Origin of the sequence: Candidatus Parakkermansia intestinigallinarum (assembly GCF_944389695.1) — a bacterium.
Classification (GTDB): Bacteria; Verrucomicrobiota; Verrucomicrobiia; order Verrucomicrobiales; family Akkermansiaceae; genus Akkermansia; species Akkermansia intestinigallinarum.
Window position 1 is genome coordinate 17,031 of the sequence record NZ_CALXNG010000019.1, and the last position, 18,997, is coordinate 36,027.

At 62.2% G+C, this 18,997-nt stretch carries 11 protein-coding genes; 1 reads left to right on the forward strand and 10 read right to left on the reverse strand.

The window, feature by feature from the left end; genetic code table 11:
- Window positions 1–173: 173 nt before the first annotated feature.
- The gene (locus tag AC6UAL_RS06525) at window positions 174–3,728 is read left to right on the forward strand and encodes a DEAD/DEAH box helicase (RefSeq protein ID WP_500682569.1); all 3,555 of its coding nucleotides are present in this window, start codon (window positions 174–176) and stop codon (window positions 3,726–3,728) included.
- 408 nt (window positions 3,729–4,136) lie between these two features.
- Here the strand turns inward: AC6UAL_RS06525 and AC6UAL_RS06530 are convergent, their stop codons facing one another.
- From AC6UAL_RS06530 to AC6UAL_RS06575, 10 genes are all read right to left on the reverse strand, one after another.
- Complete coding sequence (locus AC6UAL_RS06530) at window positions 4,137–4,724, reverse strand: hypothetical protein (RefSeq protein WP_500682570.1); 588 nt, start codon at window positions 4,722–4,724, stop codon at window positions 4,137–4,139.
- Window positions 4,725–4,966: 242 nt separating this feature from the next.
- Window positions 4,967–6,361 (reverse strand): cation diffusion facilitator family transporter, encoded by a 1,395-nt coding sequence (locus tag AC6UAL_RS06535; RefSeq protein ID WP_500682571.1) that lies wholly within the window; start codon window positions 6,359–6,361, stop codon window positions 4,967–4,969.
- Between the two features lie 56 nt (window positions 6,362–6,417).
- On the reverse strand, window positions 6,418–9,993 hold the full coding sequence (locus AC6UAL_RS06540) for an ATP-binding cassette domain-containing protein (protein ID WP_500682572.1): 3,576 nt from the start codon (window positions 9,991–9,993) through the stop codon (window positions 6,418–6,420).
- Between the two features lie 24 nt (window positions 9,994–10,017).
- Window positions 10,018–10,368, reverse strand: coding sequence for a YkgJ family cysteine cluster protein (locus AC6UAL_RS06545; RefSeq protein WP_500682573.1), 351 nt, complete (start codon window positions 10,366–10,368; stop codon window positions 10,018–10,020).
- A gap of 37 nt (window positions 10,369–10,405) precedes the next feature.
- Window positions 10,406–11,041, reverse strand: coding sequence for a tRNA (adenosine(37)-N6)-threonylcarbamoyltransferase complex dimerization subunit type 1 TsaB (gene tsaB, locus AC6UAL_RS06550; RefSeq protein ID WP_500682574.1), 636 nt, complete (start codon window positions 11,039–11,041; stop codon window positions 10,406–10,408).
- The gene (locus AC6UAL_RS06555; RefSeq protein ID WP_500682575.1) at window positions 11,038–11,895 is read right to left on the reverse strand and encodes a 50S ribosomal protein L11 methyltransferase; all 858 of its coding nucleotides are present in this window, start codon (window positions 11,893–11,895) and stop codon (window positions 11,038–11,040) included. The genes tsaB and AC6UAL_RS06555 overlap by 4 nt, the downstream gene beginning before the upstream one ends.
- A gap of 26 nt (window positions 11,896–11,921) precedes the next feature.
- Entirely contained in the window at window positions 11,922–14,075 is a 2,154-nt protein-coding gene (locus AC6UAL_RS06560) for an alpha-L-fucosidase (RefSeq protein ID WP_500682576.1), read from the reverse strand.
- A gap of 76 nt (window positions 14,076–14,151) precedes the next feature.
- Window positions 14,152–16,422, reverse strand: coding sequence for a hypothetical protein (locus tag AC6UAL_RS06565; RefSeq protein ID WP_500682577.1), 2,271 nt, complete (start codon window positions 16,420–16,422; stop codon window positions 14,152–14,154).
- A gap of 34 nt (window positions 16,423–16,456) precedes the next feature.
- Window positions 16,457–17,983 (reverse strand): DUF7088 domain-containing protein, encoded by a 1,527-nt coding sequence (locus AC6UAL_RS06570; RefSeq protein WP_500682578.1) that lies wholly within the window; start codon window positions 17,981–17,983, stop codon window positions 16,457–16,459.
- A 66-nt stretch (window positions 17,984–18,049) separates the two neighbouring features.
- Complete coding sequence (locus AC6UAL_RS06575) at window positions 18,050–18,952, reverse strand: ABC transporter permease (RefSeq protein ID WP_500682579.1); 903 nt, start codon at window positions 18,950–18,952, stop codon at window positions 18,050–18,052.
- Between the last annotated feature and the right edge of the window lie 45 nt (window positions 18,953–18,997).

Sequence of the window (18,997 nt, forward strand, 5' to 3'; positions counted from 1 at the left end):
CAGGGCGATTGGACGGCGGTTTTTTGCCTTTTGTTTGGCCGAAATCGGTAAAAACAAAAAATACAATCTTGAAATCCTACGGATAACATGGTAAAGTAACATCATACCCGCTGCCTCTGCGTATTCGGAGCGGTATGCGGCGCGCATAACATCGCACACGTATCAGATAAAAAATGTTAAGTCCATCACTCAACCCCGATCGTGCTACCCTCAACTTTCTCAACTCGTATGCGGAGGAGGTTCGAAATGAGGGTGAAAAGTTGCAGAAGGAAGGGGCCGTGACGCAGATTTTCGGCAATCACCTCTTTATTCAGGGGCGTGTCGAGACGAAGAAGGGTGTCTTTCGCACCAGTCTGCGCTTGCAGGGCAACCGCTGGTTTGGCTCGTGCACGGCTGAGGATGCGGATTTGGCCGGGGCTTGCCTCATCGCCACCATGGTGGAGCGCATGTACCGCGGCGCCAACATGCCCGAGAGTCCGAATGAGCTCGATGACGTGCCGCTCTCGGATATTCTGGAGGAGAAGCTCGGGCGCGATCTCGAGGATCAGGAGTCGGATTTCGTGCTCAAACTCGAAAAGCGCTATCGCCGCTTCGTGATTGAGCAGGAGGTGCATGATCACGATTTGGTGCGCCTCAATTCCCGCTGGGAGATCACCGGCTATGACGCGCTCGACCTCTGGCCCGAGCCTCCGCGCAATATCGAGGAGTTCTGGAATTACATTGCCTACGCCTTTTCCAAGAAACGCATTCAGTATCCGGAGTTCATGAATGTGATCACGGATCTGGAGAAGGTGCAGCGCCGCATTCGCGCATGGGAGCGCGAGAAGGAGGTCAGCACGTGGTATGACCGCATTCAGAGCGTCAACGAACGCCCGCCGCAGCCGCCGCGCCACGCGCTGCACATGCGCCTGATTTCGACGATCAATGAGGCGCGTTTTGAGTATCGTTTGCAACAGACGGACGAGTGGACGACGATCCGTGAACGCAGCCAGTTGGATGCCATTGTGGAGGAGTACACGCGCGGCGCGCTCAAGATGGATCCGCAGTCCGATATCCTGCTCAACGTGCTCCGCGATTTCGCCGACCATGAGGACACGGTGATTCTCGATCTCGACCACGAGTCGTCCTGCTGCCTGATGAATCGCCTCTTCCACCAGCCGGCCCTCAAGGGCTATCTGGTCAATCTGGACGAGTGTTACTTCAAGGTGGTGCAGGAGCCGCTCAAGTGGATTTGCATCGACGATCCCATCGTGCCTGATTGCTACGGCTTGCAGCTGGTGACGGCTGCCGGCGTGCACGTGACGCACTCCGTCCGCCAGCTCCCCGGGCAGGTGGAGCTCTACCAGTCCGACGAGACGGTGTTCCCCGGGCCGCCGCGCTGGATGGAGAGTACGGAGGTGGAGCCGCGTTATTCGATTCCCAAGACGGTGATTGACAGTCTCGAGGGCGTGGAGTTCCTGCGCAAGATCGGTGCAACGCTGCCGCCCAGTCTCGAGGATCGCGTGGTGGACATCGAGATGAAGCCCACCTTCACGATGAAGATTGTGCGCGGGCTGACGAGTGCCGAGACGGAGCACGTGCTGCTGGATGTGACGGCTCAGGATGATCCCGGCCGCCGCAAGGAGCGCCTCGGCAAGGACGACTGGGAGGTGGTGGAGCAGGTGCCGGTGCACGACCGCACGCTGCTGCGCTTCATGCGCGATTACCTCTACCCGATCCCGGACCTGCTCGAGGAGATGAACTTCACCTACGATACGCCGCTGGCTTCATTCAAGAGCCGCATTACCAAGCAGTTCCCTGAGAAGTTTGCCGAATGGTGCAAGTCGATTCCCGAGACGATTAAGGTGGAGATGGACGACAATCTGAAGTCTCTGCTGGCAGACCCCGTGGCGGCGGCGATTCGCTTCGAGGTGGTGAATCAGGAGATTGACTGGTTCGACCTTCGCATTGTGATTGATGTGGAAGGCGTGACGCTCACCAAGGAGCAGATTCGCTCGCTGGTGTCAGCCCGAGGCGGCTACGTACGCATGGATGACGGCCGCTGGATGCGCCTTGAAATCAAGCTTGATGACGCGCAGCGCGACGCCGTGACGAAGCTCGGTCTCGACCCCTTCGACCTCTCCGGCGAGACGCACCGCATGCACGCGCTGCAGCTGGCAGATCCGCGTGCGGCCGAGGTGTTTGACCCGAAGGCTTGGCAACGCATCAAAGAGCGCACGGCGGAGATCAAGATCGACGTCAAACCCGACGTGCCGAGCACGCTTCACGCGACGCTGCGCCCCTACCAGATTGAGGGTTTCCACTTCCTTGCCTATTTGTCCGTCAACGGTTTCGGCGGTATTCTGGCCGACGATATGGGTCTCGGTAAGACGATTCAGTCCATCACCTATGTGCTCTGGCTGCGGGAGGATTACGTGCGGCGCAACAAGCAGGGGCGCCGCAAGGTGGTCATTCCGCCCGTTCTCATCGTCTGCCCGAAGTCGGTGCTCGATGTTTGGGCGAGTGAGACGGCCAAGTTCGCGCCCGATGTCCGCGTGCTGGTGATCCGCAACAAGGAGCAGGCCGGGGTGGATGATATCCTCGCCAACTACGACATGGTGGTGATCAACTACGCGCAGCTGCGCGTCTGCGGTGAGCAGATCAACGCCATCAAGTGGCTGACGGTCATCCTCGACGAAGGCCAGCAAATCAAAAATCCCGATTCGAAGGCTGCCAAGGCGGCGCGCGAGATCACGGCCTACAACCGCCTCGTGCTCTCGGGTACGCCGATTGAGAATCGCTTGCTGGATATGTGGTCTCTGATGGCCTTTGCGATGCCGGGCGTGCTGGGTAGCCGTGCGTATTTCAAGAAACGCTTTGACAAGCGCAAGGATTCGCAGAGCCAGAATCGTTTGGCGGCGCGACTCAAGCCCTTCCTGCTGCGCCGCACCAAGCAGCAGGTGGCCAAGGATCTGCCGCCCCGCACGGAAGAGGAGGTCTACGCGAAGATGGAGGGCGTGCAGCGCAAGCTCTACAAGGCTGAGCTGGCACGCATTCAGAAGGCGCTGCTCGGTGTCGATTCGGATGAGTCGGTGAAGAAGAACTCCTTCGCCATTCTGCAGGGCCTGATGCGCCTGCGTCAGATTTGCTGCCATCCCGGGCTCGTCGATCCGAAGTATGCTCACGAGGAGAGCGCCAAGCTCAACGCGCTCTTTTATCTGCTGGATCAGCTGCGCGAGGAGGGGCACAAGGTGCTGGTGTTCTCGCAGTTCGTTTCGATGCTCGAGATTATCAAGTCGCGACTCGAGGCCGAGCAGCGGCCCTACAATTACCTCACGGGCCAGACGAAGGATCGCAAGGCCGAGATCATGCACTTCCAGGAGTCGAAGGAGCCGAGCGTCTTCCTGCTCTCGCTCAAGGCGGGCGGCGCCGGTCTGAACCTGACGTCGGCTTCGTACGTGGTGCTCTACGATCCGTGGTGGAACCCTGCCGTGGAGAGTCAGGCTATCGACCGTACGCACCGAATCGGCCAGAAGAACAAGGTGATTGCCTACCGCCTGCTGACGCGCGATTCGGTCGAGGAGAAGATTCGCGTCCTGCAGCACCAAAAGAATCAGCTGGTCACCAACGTGCTGGGCGATGAGGGCTTCGCTTCGAGCCTCGACCTCAATGATCTCCAGTTCATTCTGGCCCACGGCGGCGACGATACGGAGGAGGACGAGCAGCTCAATATGCAGGTGAAGCTCTGACGGCAGCACCGCTGACGCATCTCGCAAGGGGTCTTCGGCTTGTCGGTCGAAGAGCCTTTGTTTGTCGGCGCTGCGTCCCTTGCGTTCAAACGGGCGTCATCCGGCCGCCCGTCGATGCGCTGCGATGGGGGCGCCCAAGGTGCGGGGACACCCAACGAACAGGGAGTTGCAAAACGAACAGGGAGTTGCAAAACGAACAGGGAGTTGCAAAACGAGCGGGGAGTCCGCAACAAACAGGGGCGCCGCCGCGGTCGGTGTCCTCTGACGAAGGCCGATGCCGAAGGGCGGAATTCCGAACGGAGTCCCTCGGCGGCCGCGTCAAGGGGTGCAGAGCCTCACCTCCGCACACCCGCGCCGACGCTCTGCGCCGCCCGCCGCAAGGGCGAGGCGCGGAGGCTCCGCCGTTGCTCAGCGCCGGAAGGAGCGGAGTTTCAGGATGTTCAGGGATAGGGGCAGGATGGCCTTGCCGAGGGAGAGCCCCCAGAGCAGGATGGCGGCCGGATAAACGCAGCCGTAAAAGGCGGGGCTGAGCGGCAGCCCGATGATGTCGGGGAGGTGACCGCCGAAGAGCATGTTGATCAGGGTGACGAGGGCAAAGATGCCGTGAGGAACGAGCAACAGCAACAGAGCCGTGAGCCTGTAGCTTTTCCGGTCGACGGAATCGGCAACGGAGTCCTTTCGGATCAGTCGCCAGCCTTCTCGGAACATCGCCAACAACACGGAGCCCCTTGTTTCACTCGGGGACTCGGCGGCTTCGCCGGACTCGGACGCTTCTGCAGCAGCCGCATCGGCGGCTCTGTTTCGGCGAAGGAGCTTCCGGCCGAATGACAGCCACTGAGCGAGCCACACGGCGTTGAACCAAGCGGCATTGCAAAGCCAGACGACGACGGTGACAAAGACGGCGGTCGGCAGCGCGGCGGCACCGGTCATGACCGTGGCGAGCGCCGTGCTCAGGGCGATGCAGCAGATGTTGATGAGGAGGGAGCGCAGGTACATGTTACGTTCCGCTCAGGCTATCACATCTTTCAGGCTCCGTCAAGCGTCAAGGCTTTTCAGCATCCGGGCGGCAGCGTTCATTTGGCACCGCCCTCAATGCGAATTCCTCCCTCACCGCCGGGGGGCTCAGCCGCAGCCTCGCGCGCGACGTGCGGCCAACCGTGCTCGGCGGGACGGGGCGCACGCAGCGGGGGATGGGGGATGCGGACGGGGCTCCGCTCGCGCCGTCGAGCGGCCGTCGCTCAGCTGTAGGCGACGATGAATCGCGCGGTGTCGGGCAGGCGGGCACTCAATTTCTCTTCAAGCTGCTTGAGGCGCAGGTGGCTTTCGCTGACGTTGAGGCGGGGCTCGGCGGGGATGGAGACGATGCAGAGGCGACGGTCGTCGCAGCAGTAGGTGTCGATGGTGTCGGGCAGGGGAGCGCCGATTTCAATCATGACCCGGCGCACACGCTCCTTCCAGACCTCCGACGGCGGCAGCTCGGCGGGATAATGCCGAAGCTCGCGCACATCCGGCTCGACGTGGACGACGACGCGCGCGGCTTGCAGGCGCCGCCGGACTTCGGAGCGGAAGGCTTGGATGGGGACGGACCACGCGCCCATGACGGCGTCGCCCGGCAGTTCGAGGTCCGTGAAGACGATCAGCCCCTCCGGGGTATCGTGCAGCACGAGGCCGTGCACGCCGAAGCGGTGGGCGAGGGCAATCTGGCGCACGAGCATGTTGGGCGTCAGGTTCTCGAGCTCCATGGGCTGGATGTGCACCATGGTTTCCAATCCGGGTATGGAGTCGGCGAGGAGGGCCTCGATGGCGTCGGCGATTTCATGCGCCGTGTCGACGTGGAGCTCCTTCGGGGCGCCGACGCACATGTCGGCATAGGCGCGGTTGCCGACTTCGCGGACGCGCAGGCTGATGAGGGGGTAGGCGGGCATGCGATCCTTCATGAGCTCGCGGATTTTGCCGGCGGCTTCTCCGTTGGCTTTATCCATGAGGTTGTTGATGGCCTGCATGCCCAGATCTTTGCAGATGTGCAGAATCAGCAGCGCGACGATGAGAGACGCAAAGACGTCGGCACGCATGAGCAGCCAGTGCAGCCAGCTGCCCTCGACGGTCATGCCGGCCAGAGCGGCGCCGGTGATGCCCAGCAGCACGGCGGCGCTGCTCCAGATGTCGGTCGCAAAGTGGGCGGCGTCTGCCTCGAGGGCCGCGCTCTTGGTCTCCTTGGCGACGCGGCGCAGCATGGCGGCGCGGTTGACGTCGACGACGAGAGAGACGGCGATGACAATGAAGGCCCAGACGGAAGTCTCAACGTGCAGGGATTCCGGATTCATCAGGCGCTCGATGGCTTCGGTAATCACCCAGCCCGCCGTCACGAGAAGGAGCAGCGTTTCGCCCAGCGCCGTGAGATTTTCGATTTTGCCGTGGCCGTACGGGTGGTCATCGTCGGCGGGGCGCGCCGCGATGCGCACGGCAAAGAGAGTGCCGAGGGCCGCCAAGAGGTCCAAGCCGCTGTGCAAGGCTTCGGAGAGCATACCCAGCGAGCCGGTGATCAGGCCGACGATGAACTTCATGACCGTCAGCAGGGCACTCCAGATGACGGATGAGATGGCTGCGAGCGATTTCTTCTTGTCTGCATCCATGCCGCGAGTGTAGCGAGCTCACGGGCATTTGTCAAGGCTAACAGGCGCTGCCGCACTCAGCGCCCTCGGCAGATGCTGCGCAGGCGCCAGCCGGCGAGCAGGATGGGGATGAAGCCCATGAGGAAGAGCCAGACGGCGTCGCGGTGAATGGTCGAGACGGTGCCGTCGTCCGTCTCGTGATTCTGCTCCCCGAAGAGACGGGGTTGGCGGGTAGAGAGGAAGAAGCCGCGCGATTCGTTCGCACGGGCGTCTTTGCGGACGGTTTTAACCCCCTGACTCATGGCGCTGAGTTTGCGGTTCGAGAAGAAGAATTCGACAGGCTGGTCGCCGGGCCGTTCTTGGCGCTTTTCGATGCGCTCCATGATGGTGTCGAAGAACTTTTCGTCGTGCCAGAGGGCGGCCTTGCGGACGTGGCGCAGGAGGGTTTTGGCTTCCTCGGCGGTGCTGACGGTTGCGTTGAGGGCCAAAACGGCGCGTCGCACGAATCGTATCTCTTCTTCCGAGCCGCTGGTTTTAAGTTCATTGAGTCGGTCGTTGATGCGGCGTGTCTCAAGCTCCCAGCGGTTGTTGTAGGTCTGTTCGACGAAGATCATTTCGAAGGCGTAGCGCAGGGGGCAGAACTCGGCGATGAGGGGGACGGGTTTGGACTGGATATCGTGGGTTTCTTCGTCTTGGTAGGCTACGCGATGGCGCAGGGAGGAGAGAGCCTTTTGTATGCTCGCCGGGAGGATTCCGTCGGGCAGCGAGGGGCTAAACTCATTCATTTCTTCAAACTTGATGAGGGCTCCTGCCAGCAGAATCTGCGGCACAAGCAGCAGGGGAACGATGTTGAGGGCCGTGCGTTCCGAGCGCACGAAGGCGGACACCATCAGCGACAGGGCAATGCCGACGAAGGCCGTGAGAAGCAGCACGACGAAGTGCCCCCAGAACATATCGTGAATCTCAAGGATGGCGTTGCCGACGAGGAGGTAGAGGGCGCATTGCAGGCCGGCGATGCCGGTGAGCACGAGGGTCTTGGCCAGCAGGTAGCCGCTGATGAACACTTTGCTGTTGCTCTCGCGCCGCAGAATGGGGCGATCTTTGAGGATTTCACAGGCGGCATCCGTCAGCCCGAAGAACATGGCCAGCACGAGCGACAGGAAGAGGTATTCGCCGATGTGAAGGGCTTTGTAGAAGGTGTAGGGCTCTTCGCTGGCGGCACGCAGGGTGCCCGCGATGAGCAGGGCGAGCACGGGGCCTTCGAGCAGCAGGGCATAGAGACCCATGCGGCTGCGCACGCGCGAGAGGAAGGTGCGCATGACCCAGATGAAGAAGAGGCGGAGCAGCTCGGCCGGGCTGCGCTTGGGCATCGGGGGGATGCGGTTGTGCGGCAGGCCTTCGTCGGCGTCTTGTCGGTTGATGCGCTGGCGGTAGGCGTAGCGCTCGTAGCGCTCTTGCCAGAGGCTCGTGCTCAGGGCGTGCTTCTTGAGCAGGTTGCGGAACGGCGCCTCGAGCACTTCGAAGACAAAGTCGGCTCCGCCGGCGCGGGAGGCTTCCGGCATGATGTGCAGGTTGAGCTCGCGCGCTGCCGACTGGAAATATTTGATCATCTCGTCGGGGCTTCCCCAGAAGGCCATGTGCCCGTGCGAGTCGAGCACCATGACTTTGCGGAAACGCTTGAGCAGGGAGAGCGAGGGGCGGTGCAGGCTGCAGATGAGGATGCGCCCGGCCGACATTTCTTCCAAGGTCTGAATGACGCGTTCGGCGTCGCCGGAGGCCAGACCGCTGATGGGTTCATCAATGAGGAAGACTTCGGCCGTTCCGGTCAAGTCGAGCGAGAGGTTGAGGCGCGTGCGTTCGCCGTCCGATATGGTGCGTTCGCCGGCGCGGCCCACGCGGCGTTTGTAGAGGTGGCCGAGGCCGGTGAAGCTCAACACGGCCAGCACGCGGCGCATGCGGTCGGCGTGGTTGAGGGCGGGGCGGCGGATGACGGAGGCTTGGTAGACATGCTCACCGACGGTCATGGCCTCGTCGAGGATGTCTTCGCGCGGGATGAAGGCGATGCGGCGCCGCAGATCGGTGGAGCCGGCGTGCAGCAGTTCGTCGTTGTAATGAACGGTGCCGAAGGAGGGTTCCAAGTGCCCGGCGAGCATGCTCAGCAGGGTGCTCTTGCCCGAGCCGCTCGGCCCGAGGATGCAGGCCATCTCGCCGCGTCGGAGCACGAAGTCGATGTTGTCGACGACGCGGCCGGCGCGGACGAAGTCGCGGGTGAGACCGCGCACGCGCAGCACGTCAATGGCGCAGGATTCTTCGTCGAGCAGGCCCGATGCAAAGCGGCAGCGCAGGTACTGCGCGGCACTCAGGCGGATGAGGTCGCCGTCTTTCAGCTCGGCGGTGCCGCGCACGGGGGTGTCTCCCACGGTGAGAGAGGAGGCGTCACCCTCGAGGATGCGCAGGGTTCCGGTGTTGCTGTTGCGCGAGTAGCTCACCTCCAGCACGATGCCGGGAGCCAGGCCCGGCGTGAGGCGCAGAACACCCGGGCGGTTCATGTACGGCAGGTTCGAGACGAGCACCTTGCGATTCGTCGGGTCGAGCAGGAAGCTGCCGCCCGGCTCGTCGGATTCGTTGAGATCCGAGAAGGTGTAGGGCCCCTGCTCGGCAATGAAGAAGGGGGTGAAGTACGAGGTGCAGAGGGTGCTGCCTTGGTAGAGCCGGTGACCGTCGATGCTGAAGCCGGGCGCCGCCTTGAGCACTTCGATTTCGACGTGTTGTCCGAAGCTGATGCGCGCGACGCTGTTGCGCTGGCGCAGGCGCGTGAAGGTGGCGCTGTCCCCGGAGAGGTGCAGGTAATTGACCATCTTGAGTCCGGTGTACTTCATCTGCAGGAAGAAGCGTATGGACTTATAGGTCAGGATGCTGTTTTTGAGCTCAATGGCGTGCCCGGAGGAGAGCGGGAGGACATCGCCGCAGTGCAGGATGCGCTCGCGGACTTTGAGCGGCACCTGACTGTCGTTGATAATGATGAGAAGGCGCGAGCAGCTCAGCGCGCGGAAGCTGACGCCTTCGTCCTCCGCGCCGAGCAGAATGTTGCCGGCACCGAAGGTCGTGGAGAAGCGAACGCTCTCCATCGGTTGAAGGGCCTCCGCACCGGGGGTTCGGACCAGCTTCTCGATCTGTGCGGCCAACCCCGGCAGGTTGAGGCCCGTTGTCACACGGTCGAAGAGATCCGGATTGGTGAGGTCTCCGCCGACGCGATGCAGCATCGTGAAGATTTCAAGCGATAGAGAAACGAGCTCGGCCTCCGTGCGGCCGACGGCGGCGACGCGGAGGGTGGCGTCGAGGGAATATCCTGATTCGTAGGCTTTGCGGAAGCGCTCGGCCAGCCAGATGTGCTCGACGTTCGGGAAGTCGTAGCGCAGGATATCCATCGTGGTATCCATATCATCGAGGCTCAGCCCCTGCACTTGGTGCATGATGGAGGCGAAGAGGTCGGTGATGGTGCCGGGATAGCTGTGGCGATCTTCTTCTTTCGGAGCGAGTCGCTGGGGAACGTGCGTGATGAGGCCGAAGAGGGCGCCGCGAGCCCACAGCCACAGGCGGCCGATGGCCAGACCGAGGCGTTTGAGCTGAGAGTGCTGCCGAGGCTCGTTCATGGGATTTGTGTCGACGGAGGCCGCTTATGCTTGAGGGGCGCTTTTGCCGGCGCCCGGGCAGAGTTTCTCCCAGCCGGGGAAGTTCCAGCGCTGCGGGAAGTCGATGCATTGCTGCGGCTTGACGGCTTGGATGCGGCAGCCTTCGGGGGTGAGCATGATGCAGGCGCCGTCTGCCGCATCGATGAGGGAGAGCCCGCGGCGGTCGCGGCGCAGACGGCAGTAGCGTTCGATGAAGTCTTGCTCCTCCATGCCGAGGTAGGCCGCGATGGCGCTGATCTCATCTGCGCTGACTTTGACGTCGCCCTCCCAACGGCAGCAGGCGCCGCAGCGCTGGCAGCAGTGAACGATGGGAGCGGATTCGGCAGTCTGCGGCATGGCGGGCTTCGGAAGGAGGAGGGGGGCGGCGGCGCCGTCAGGCGCGGATTTCCCAGGGTTTGTGTTTGGCGGCCGTAATGTGCGGCGGGCGCACGTAGATGGGCTCGGCGGGTTTGTCGGCGAAGTGTTGTCGGCGGTCGGGGCTGAGGGCGAGCCACGAGGCAACGAGGCCCTCGGCATCAGGCCGCAGAGAGCAGGGGACGGACGTCGGCAGCCCGAGCGCGGCAAGATGCTCCCGGGTCTCGACCGTGCCGAGTGATGCGCCGTCGGCCGCCAGCTGTCTGAGCTCATCGGCACCCACCACGCGCAGGTCGCCATCGGGTGGCTGAAGCGTCCAGCCCCCGCGCTTCGCGTCGGAGAAAATGCTCATGCCGTCCTTGGTCAACTGCAACCACGACGGCAAGGCAACGACGGGCGCCCCCCGCACCATGCTCAGGCCGACGGCTGCGGCCAGCGCGACGCGCACGCCGCCGTAGCTGCCCGGGCCGGCACCGACGAGGATGAGATCCAGCGATTCATCGCCCAGCAGGTTCAGCGCGTCGCGCAGCGCCGGGAACAAATACGCATCGTGGTTGCGCTCGGCATGCCACTGCCGCACGAAGGACACGCTGCCGCCCGAATGGAGGCAGAGCGAAGCGTCCGGCTGCGAGGTTTCAAGGGCGAGGATGTTCATGAGCGATGGAGTTGAGCCGTGGTCCACTTCCCGCGACGAACGACCTTGTCAACGCAGAGCCCCGCGTTTTCGGCCGCTCGCAGCGTCTCTTCCGCCTGACTGTTGAGGATGCCCGAGATGATGAGCACGCCGTCGGGCTTCATGGCCGCCGTCAGGCGCGGGAAGGCTTTCTGCAGGACGCCGGAAAAGAGGTTGGCCAGCACGAGGTCCGCCTCTTCTCCGGGCGCCGGAGCCCATTCAAAGACGTCGGCCTGAAAGAGCCTCAGCTGCTCGCCGCCGCCGTTGCGGGCGATGTTGCGCGTCGCCACCTCAACGGCTTTCGCATCAAAATCGAAGCTGATGGCGCTGCGTGCGCCGAGCCGCAGCCCGGCCAGGGCCAGCACGCCGGTGCCGCAGCCGATGTCGGTGAGCGTCCAAGGCTTTTGCTTGTGTGCTCGGGCGTAGTCACAGAGCAGGCGAAGGCAGCTTGAGGTCGTGGCATGATTGCCCGTGCCGAAGGCCATTTCGGGCGGAAAGCTCAGCACGATGCGACCGGGATACTGCTCGCGCAGACGCGCCAGCTCATCGGGGTCTTCGCTGCTTGTTATGAGCAGTCGATTGCGAATGCGCAGCGGGGGCAGGTGGCGCGGAGCCGAGGCCGCGACCCAGTCCGTCTCTTCAAGGAGCTCGCTCTTGCCGCCGTAGCAGGCCTCAAGCACGAGAGCCTCCTCGAGGTTGTCCGTGTAAACGCTGATGCTCAGTCGGCTTGCGTTGAATCCCTCAGAGAAGACAAGCCCCGGCAGGGCGGCGAGGCGCTCCTGCCAGAGGCTTTCATGCTCGCGGGATACGCTCTTCTGCCAAAGCCAGGTAGCCATGGGATGGGGTATCCGAGCTGCGATGTTTACTTGTTGCGGCGGCTTTTCTTGCTCTTCTTGGCCTTCTTGGCCTTCTTGCCGCTCGAGGCTTTCCCCTCCGGCGAGAAGACGTTGATTTCCGCCGCCGTCACGCCCTGGCCCTCAAGGGCTCGTTTGCCCGTGAAGCGCACGTAGCGAGCCTTGACTCTCTTGTCGAGGTCGACCTTGAGTTCGATGGGATTGGCCCGCAGGTTGGAGAACTCGCCCTCGGCCACCTTCCGCCAACTCTCGCCGTCGGCGCTGACGGCAAAGACGTACTGATCGGTCATACCCTCGAACTTGCCGTCCTGACGCGGCAGGTAAGAGAAGGCGTTAATCGTGGTCGTGCGACCGAGATCAATGACCATGCTGTCTCCGGCCTTCTCGCCCTTCCAGAAAGTGTTGGGATTATCGTCAATGGCGTCTTCGCCCGTCTTGGACTTCCAACCGACCTTGGCTTCGCCGAAGCTGACAGCACCGGTCGAGCCGATTTCACCGTCCTTGGTGTCGCGATAAGCCGCCTTGATGGTGCAGGTGCGCGGAGCCTTGAGGCTGCCGTCAAAGACCTTGGACTTGACGGTGGGTTCCGAGCCGTCCGTGGTGTAGATGATCTCATAGCCCTCGAGAGATTCGATGCTGACCTCCGCCCCCTTGCGGCTGATGGTCGGGGCCTTGATTTCCCGCGGCATGCGCAACAGGGAGAGCTCCGAGATGCAGGGGCAGGCGCGGGCATCCGTGATGACGAGTTTGACGCGATCGGTCGTCACGGGTGCGTCGAGGCGGCGCAGCGCCTGATTGCCGATGGTCTTTTGCGGCGCCGTCAGCTTGTCCTTGTCGGGCTTGCCTTGCTGATTCGCCATGAGCTCCTTGGCGCCGGGGTCAACGACCTTCCACTCGCCGTCGACGAAGGCTTCGATGCGGTAGTCCTTCACGCGCTGGCCGAGGCGAATCTGCTCGCGGATGCGCACGACGTCGAAGGTCACGGGCTTATCGAGCGTGACGACAAGCTCGCCGCTCGTCGTGCCGTCGTTCGGGCACCAGTAGGATTCGATGTCGCCGTCGGTGAGCTTGTCCCCGCCGAAGCGCTTGTCATTGCCGCGAACCTCGCTGGCCTCGACCTTGCCGCCGAGGGCATAGTCATTGGAAATCAGACGACGACGATTTTCGCCGAACTTCAGCAGCGAGGCGACGTCCGCCGGGTCAAGCCGACCGTCGCGGTCGGGTGCCACGTTGAGAATGAGGTTGGCGCCGCGCCCCACGCTGTCGAGGTAGACCTGCATGAGCACCTCAGGCGACTTCACCTTGCTGGACTGGCCGGGATGCCAGAACCAGCCGGCGTGGTTGATGGGTGTATCACCTTCGAGGGAAATCCACTTCTCGTTCTTTTTGCCCATGTTGGTGGGGTTCCAGAGAGGCAGGCGCACGTGGCCCTTCTCCGAACCGCCCCACGTGACGTCGCCGTGGCCGCCGGCACCCCAGATGATGCAATCCGGCTGGATGGAGCGAATGATGCGCACGACTTCCTCAAAGTTGTAATACTTGTCCGCATTGCCGATGTTGCGCTTCTCGCGTGCGCCGCCGTAGAAGCCGTCACCCCCGTTGGCGCCGTCAAACCAGATCTCGAAGATGGGACCATAATTGGTCAGCAGCTCGCGAATCTGCGCGTAGTAAACCTTCAGGTAGCCTTTGCGTCCGTACTCCGCGCAGTTGCGATCCCAAGGCGAGAGATACGTGCCGAATTTAATGCCGTGCTTCTTGCAGGCCTGAGCAAACTCTTTGACAACATCGCCCTTGCCGTCCTTCCACGGGGATTTGGTAATGTTGTGCTCCGTGGTTTTAGTGGGCCAGGCGCACCAACCGTCGTGGTGTTTGGCCGTATAAATCATGCCCGTCATACCGGCCTTTTTGAAGGTCGAAACAATGGCATCGGCATCAAAATGGCCGGGTTTGAAGAGGTCGGGCTTCTCATCACCGTAGCCCCACTCGCGGTTGGTGTAGGTGTTGAGCCCGAAGTGCACGAAGGCATACCACTCCATGCGCAACCAGTCTACTTGCTGCTTCGTCGGGACGGCTCCGCAGGGCTTGGGAGGCTCTGCGGCGTTGAGAGGAAGGGAGCAGACAGCGGTGGCGGCTGCTGCCAGAGTCAGGATTTCTTTTATCATAGATGCTCGGATTGATGTTAGTGTTATCGGTGTTCGGAATTATTCAGGGAAGGCGGTGAAGGGAGGGGCGAATGTGTCACGGGTCAAGCAGACCGGCACTCAGCAGGGCATTGCCGATTTTGCTGTTGAGGATGAAGAGTTCTCCCGTCTCGCGGATGCGCCCGTAGAAGAAGTCGGCACCTGAGGGGGCGATCTCCAGAGTATACGTTTTTTTGATGACGGGCAGCTCATCCATGGCGAGGCGCCGCATGGCTTCGTCCGTCTCGCCCTTCTCGGTGAGCATCTCTTGCGCCAGCTCTTTGTTGGTCATTGTCCCCGCGTCAAGCGGCATGCCGGAACTGCTCACGTCGTCCGCCTGCTCGATGACGACGGCCTCGGCCGACGAATAGTCGGTCATCTCCAGATCCAGCGTCACGGTGAAAGCCGGCTTCAGGAGCGCTTTGATGGCATCGGGGTCCCCTCGCTCCAGCCAGCTATCGACCTGAAGATGTTGAACTTGGCGCAGGTAAAAGGTCGAGCGGTGGGGGTTGATCTGAGGCGAGACGTCTTGCCCGTTCACGTTGCCGCTCCACGAATCGCCGATGTAATCATACTGCAGCTCGAGGGTGGCCGTGCCGTCGCTGAGCGTGAGATGTTGCAGAGCCGAGATGGGGAAGTGGAAGAGGCTTCGACTCGCCCAGTACGTGCTGCGCGTCGAAAGCTGGCGGGTGAGAGCCGTGCTGAGCTCGCAGATTTTGTTGCCGCCTTCCTCCATGCCGACCCACATGCTGCGCTGCGTCTCCGGGTCGATGCGGCGTTTGATGAGGAAGGTGCGGGGGGAGCGATCGCGAAGCAGCGGCATGTCCTGCCCGAAGAGCGTGGCGCGCAGCGCACAGGGCGTCGGAACCATGACGAGTGTGTAATCGGGCCTGTCGAGCTCAAAGCTTCTCATGGCGGCGCCCGCATCTTCGCCGGGGCCGATGTCTTTGAGCACGCGTTCGACCGGAATCGAGCTCAATCCGATCGCCAGTTGTTTGACCTTGGTCGGATCCGCCTCAGCCTCGCGCTGCCCTTCGGCCGAGTACAGCCAGACGTCCTGCACGCCGCTCTCGGCATTGCCGGGTATCTGCCTGAGGAAGAGCGGGGCGCTGCTGAAGCCGGAGATCAGCATGATGCGGCTGATGTCTTTGACGTCGACCTTGTCCGCAAAGAGCAGGGAGCGCAGACTGTCCAGCTGTAGAGGCAGCTCGTCGATGTAGACTATGCCGCTTCCGGAAAGCAGCCCCGCCATCTCCTGCTCCGGCAGGACGGGCACGCTGGTCACCGCCGTGATGATGTCGGCGTAGGCCGGCACCTTCTTGATGGCGCGCCTCGCCTGCAGCGTAAAGACGACCGGACGGTCTGTCACTTTCGCGTAGCAGAGCTGGCGCTCATCGGAGGGCGAGGTGAAAGAGGGATAAATCAAGAGCTTCGGGCTCTCTTCGGAGCCCTCGGATTCAAGCTCGATGCAGTACTCCGGCGTTTCGGGGAGCTCGACGGCGCTCTCGTCATCGACCTTCAGCGCCGTGAGAGAGGCCAAGCTGCTGATGAGCTTGTCCACCTTGGGCTGATCGGCGGCCGCACGGATGGGGCCGGTGATGCGCCATGCGGCCTTGGCATCCGAGCGCTCCAAGCTCAGAGGGGCTTCGCCGGGGTGAGACGGGCGTGCAATCGTCAACCTCCGCAGTTGCTGCGGATGAAAGTGCAGGGGTTTGGGATCCCGCAGCGCGTACAGGCCGTTCTGAAAGACGGAGCGCAGGTTGCCGGTGACGACGTGGATGCGCTTGTCATCACTGTAAAAATCCGTGCTGAGGTAGTTCGTTCGCACGACGGTCTGACCGTCGCCGACGCTTTCATACCACGGGGACTCGTTGCCGAGGGTGTAACGCGCCACGGTGGTGTGGTGGCTCTCGTCGGTGGGGACTTTGAGCGTGACGTGGATGGGCGATGTCTCAACGCCGAACTCGCGGGCGCGCTCCTTATCCGTGCTGACGGAAAGGGGCAGGGTATCGACGAGCCGAGCCTGCGCGGTGAAGTTCAGGATGCCGTAGGCCGCCTGCTCGGACATGCGGTCGCGGAAGGGATAGATGATCCACCAGACGCCGTTTTTGTCTCGCTCGCATTCAATGCGATCGTGCAGGTCGGAGATGCGCATCCAGTTCACCTCGTCGATGCGCTCCATGTTGGCATCCGAGAAGAGCGGGCGCCCGGGCTCAAAGCGATACCAACCGAGAATGCGCGCCAGATTCCCGTCGATCGTCAGCACAACCGCGCAGGCAAGCATGAAGGCTGCCAGCACGGAGAGGAAGATGGTCGAGAGGGCTTTCATAGACGGATGCGGAGTGGTGGTGAAGCGACAGGTGTCAATGGCGGCGCGTGTTCCAGATGAAGAAGGCGATGAGGAGCGCGGCGCCGGGCATGAAGATGAGCGTCAGGAACTCGATGGCGCTGCGCGAATGGCGATTGAGGTCAATTTTGATGCTCAGATCCTGATTCGAGCTCTTGCCGGCGTACTCGGGGCGATCACTCATCCAAGCCCAGATGGTGCGCAGGTAATCGCGCTGCTCGGCGCGGGCATTTTCAAGCTTGAGCATGTCCGTGTTGCCGATGACGATGAGGGTATTGAGGTTGTTCGGATCCTGCGGACGGCCTTTGGTGACGGCAGCTGCGATGCAGAGGGGACCCTCGATGTCCTCGCTCGGGTCGAAAGCAGCCTCGCGGCCCGTCCGCGTTTCGCCGTAGTATTCGGGCGTCGTCATCAGCAGCGGGTAGATGCTCAATCGGCGCAGAGCGGCCAGATCTTCATCGCCGTGCTCGAGCGAGAGGGACATCGTCAGGCCGTCGACGTGCGTCGTCCCGTTCCAGAAGCTGCGGGCGCAGTTGAGGCTTTTCGGGAAAACGGCCGAGATGTCATACTGCGGCCGATTGCTTTCGCGCAGCATGACGTTGTCCGCATTCGGGCGGATGCCCTGTTCGCGGATGAAGCGGTAGAGGTGGGGCAGGTTCGTCTGAAGAGGGTTCAGCGCGATGAAGATCGAGTTGCGGCCGCCGCGATTGTTCCAGTAGTCCTTGAGCAGGTTGATCTCATCCTCGGTGAAATCAGTCTGCGGCGAGACGATGAGGAGACCCTCGGCATCCTCGGGTATGGCGCTCAGGTTGTGCAGCGAGAGCGGTTTCAGGCCGATGTTGAGCGAGCCGTTGATCTGCCCGAGCAGCTCGAGCAATGCCGTATCGTCGCGCGAAACACCGCCCTTGCCCTCGATGACATACATGGTTCGCATGTCGCCCTCAATGGCCTTGGTCAGCGATGAGCAGACAACTTCATCCATCATCAGCGCGACCGCGCGGCGCGAGCCGTCGGGGAGAACCTCGTAGCGAATGAAGGTGGCCCCGGGGCAGATGCGCACGTGCCGACTCTCGCTCGCTTCGGTCGAGAAGGTCATGAGCGGTTCGCTGGGGTTGGGACGCGCGTCAATGACGCAGAGATCCTGCTTGAATTGCGTGTTGTAGATCTGAGAGATTTCTCGGGCGCGGTTGGGCTGGCGGATGGGGTCGAAGTACTCGACCTCGATCTTGCCCTTTCCGTAGCGCTCGTATTCCTCCAGCAGCGCGCGCATCCGCGCATAGTTGGGCGTCGATTGCTTGAAGGCGAAAATGATGCGAACCGGGGTTTCCCGCGACTGGACGCGCTCGCTGGAAAGCGTGTTGATCGTTCGCTCCGAGATCGTGAAGCGCTCGTCCTCCGTCAGGTCGTGGCGCACGTACTCGCGCTCGCTGATGTAATTGCAGGCGATGACGATGATGACTAGCAGAACGAGGTTGATCCACGCGAGAGGGCTTCTTCTGACGCGCCGAGCTTCGGGATGGCCTTTGAAATCGCTGTTGCTCATGTTGTATGTTCGGGGAGGGAAGGGGGGTATGATGAACCGAAGGGCTCAGGGGCGATGCGTGTCATCTCATCGCCGCCAGCGGCGGTAGTCGACGATGCGCCGGGTGACGGAGAGCGTCAGAAGGGCCAAGGTGACATAGAGGACGACGGGGCGCGTATCCACCAAGCCTCTCGAGAAGTCGCCGACATGCTCCGTGCACGAGAGGTAGTGGAAAATCGGCGCCGCGGGGAACTCTCCCCAGAGCTCGGTGAAGCGGCCGAGGAAGTAATAGCTGATCATCATGCAGGAGCAAAGGATGCCTGCAATGATCTGGCTGCGCGTCATCGCCGAGCAGGCCATGCCCAATGCCGTAAAGAAGAGACCGGTGAGTGCGAGAATCGAGAAACCGCCGAACCAGTCGGAGAGGCGGTACTCGATGACGCCTTCGGGGGTGATGCCGTACTTGATGCTGGTGTAGACGTTGCCGAGGTGGCTCATCCAGGGGTAGAGCATCATGGGCACCCAGAGGATGAGGTAGAAGGTGTATGCAGCTAAATATTTGCCGAGAACAATTTGCGTCGTCGTCACCGGCGCGGTCAGCAGGCCCTCCAGCGTGCCCATGCGCTCCTCTTCGGCAAAGCTCCGCATGGTGATGAGCGCGAAGATGAAGATGAAGTAAAACCAGAAGTAGACGCTGTTGAGCATGTAATACATCACGCTGTCACCGGTCGCATTGCTCATGATTTGCAGCACGGTTTGCAGCCAGAAGCCCTGAAGACCCATCGTGCAGGCGAGGATGACCCAGCCGAAGGGCGTGCAGAGAAAACTCTTGAGCTCTTTGCCGTAAATCACGCGCAGGGTTCGCAGATAACTGAAGGCGGAGCCGGCGGTGTTGCCGAGGGCGGCGCGCACGCAGGAGCGGCATCTCGCCGCAAAAGACGGCGAGGAATCAGTGGCGGTTGTTTGGCGAGGGTTCTCTTCGGTTGCCATGTGATTGTTGCGGAGAAGGGGGGAGAGAAGGGGAAGGGATAGGGC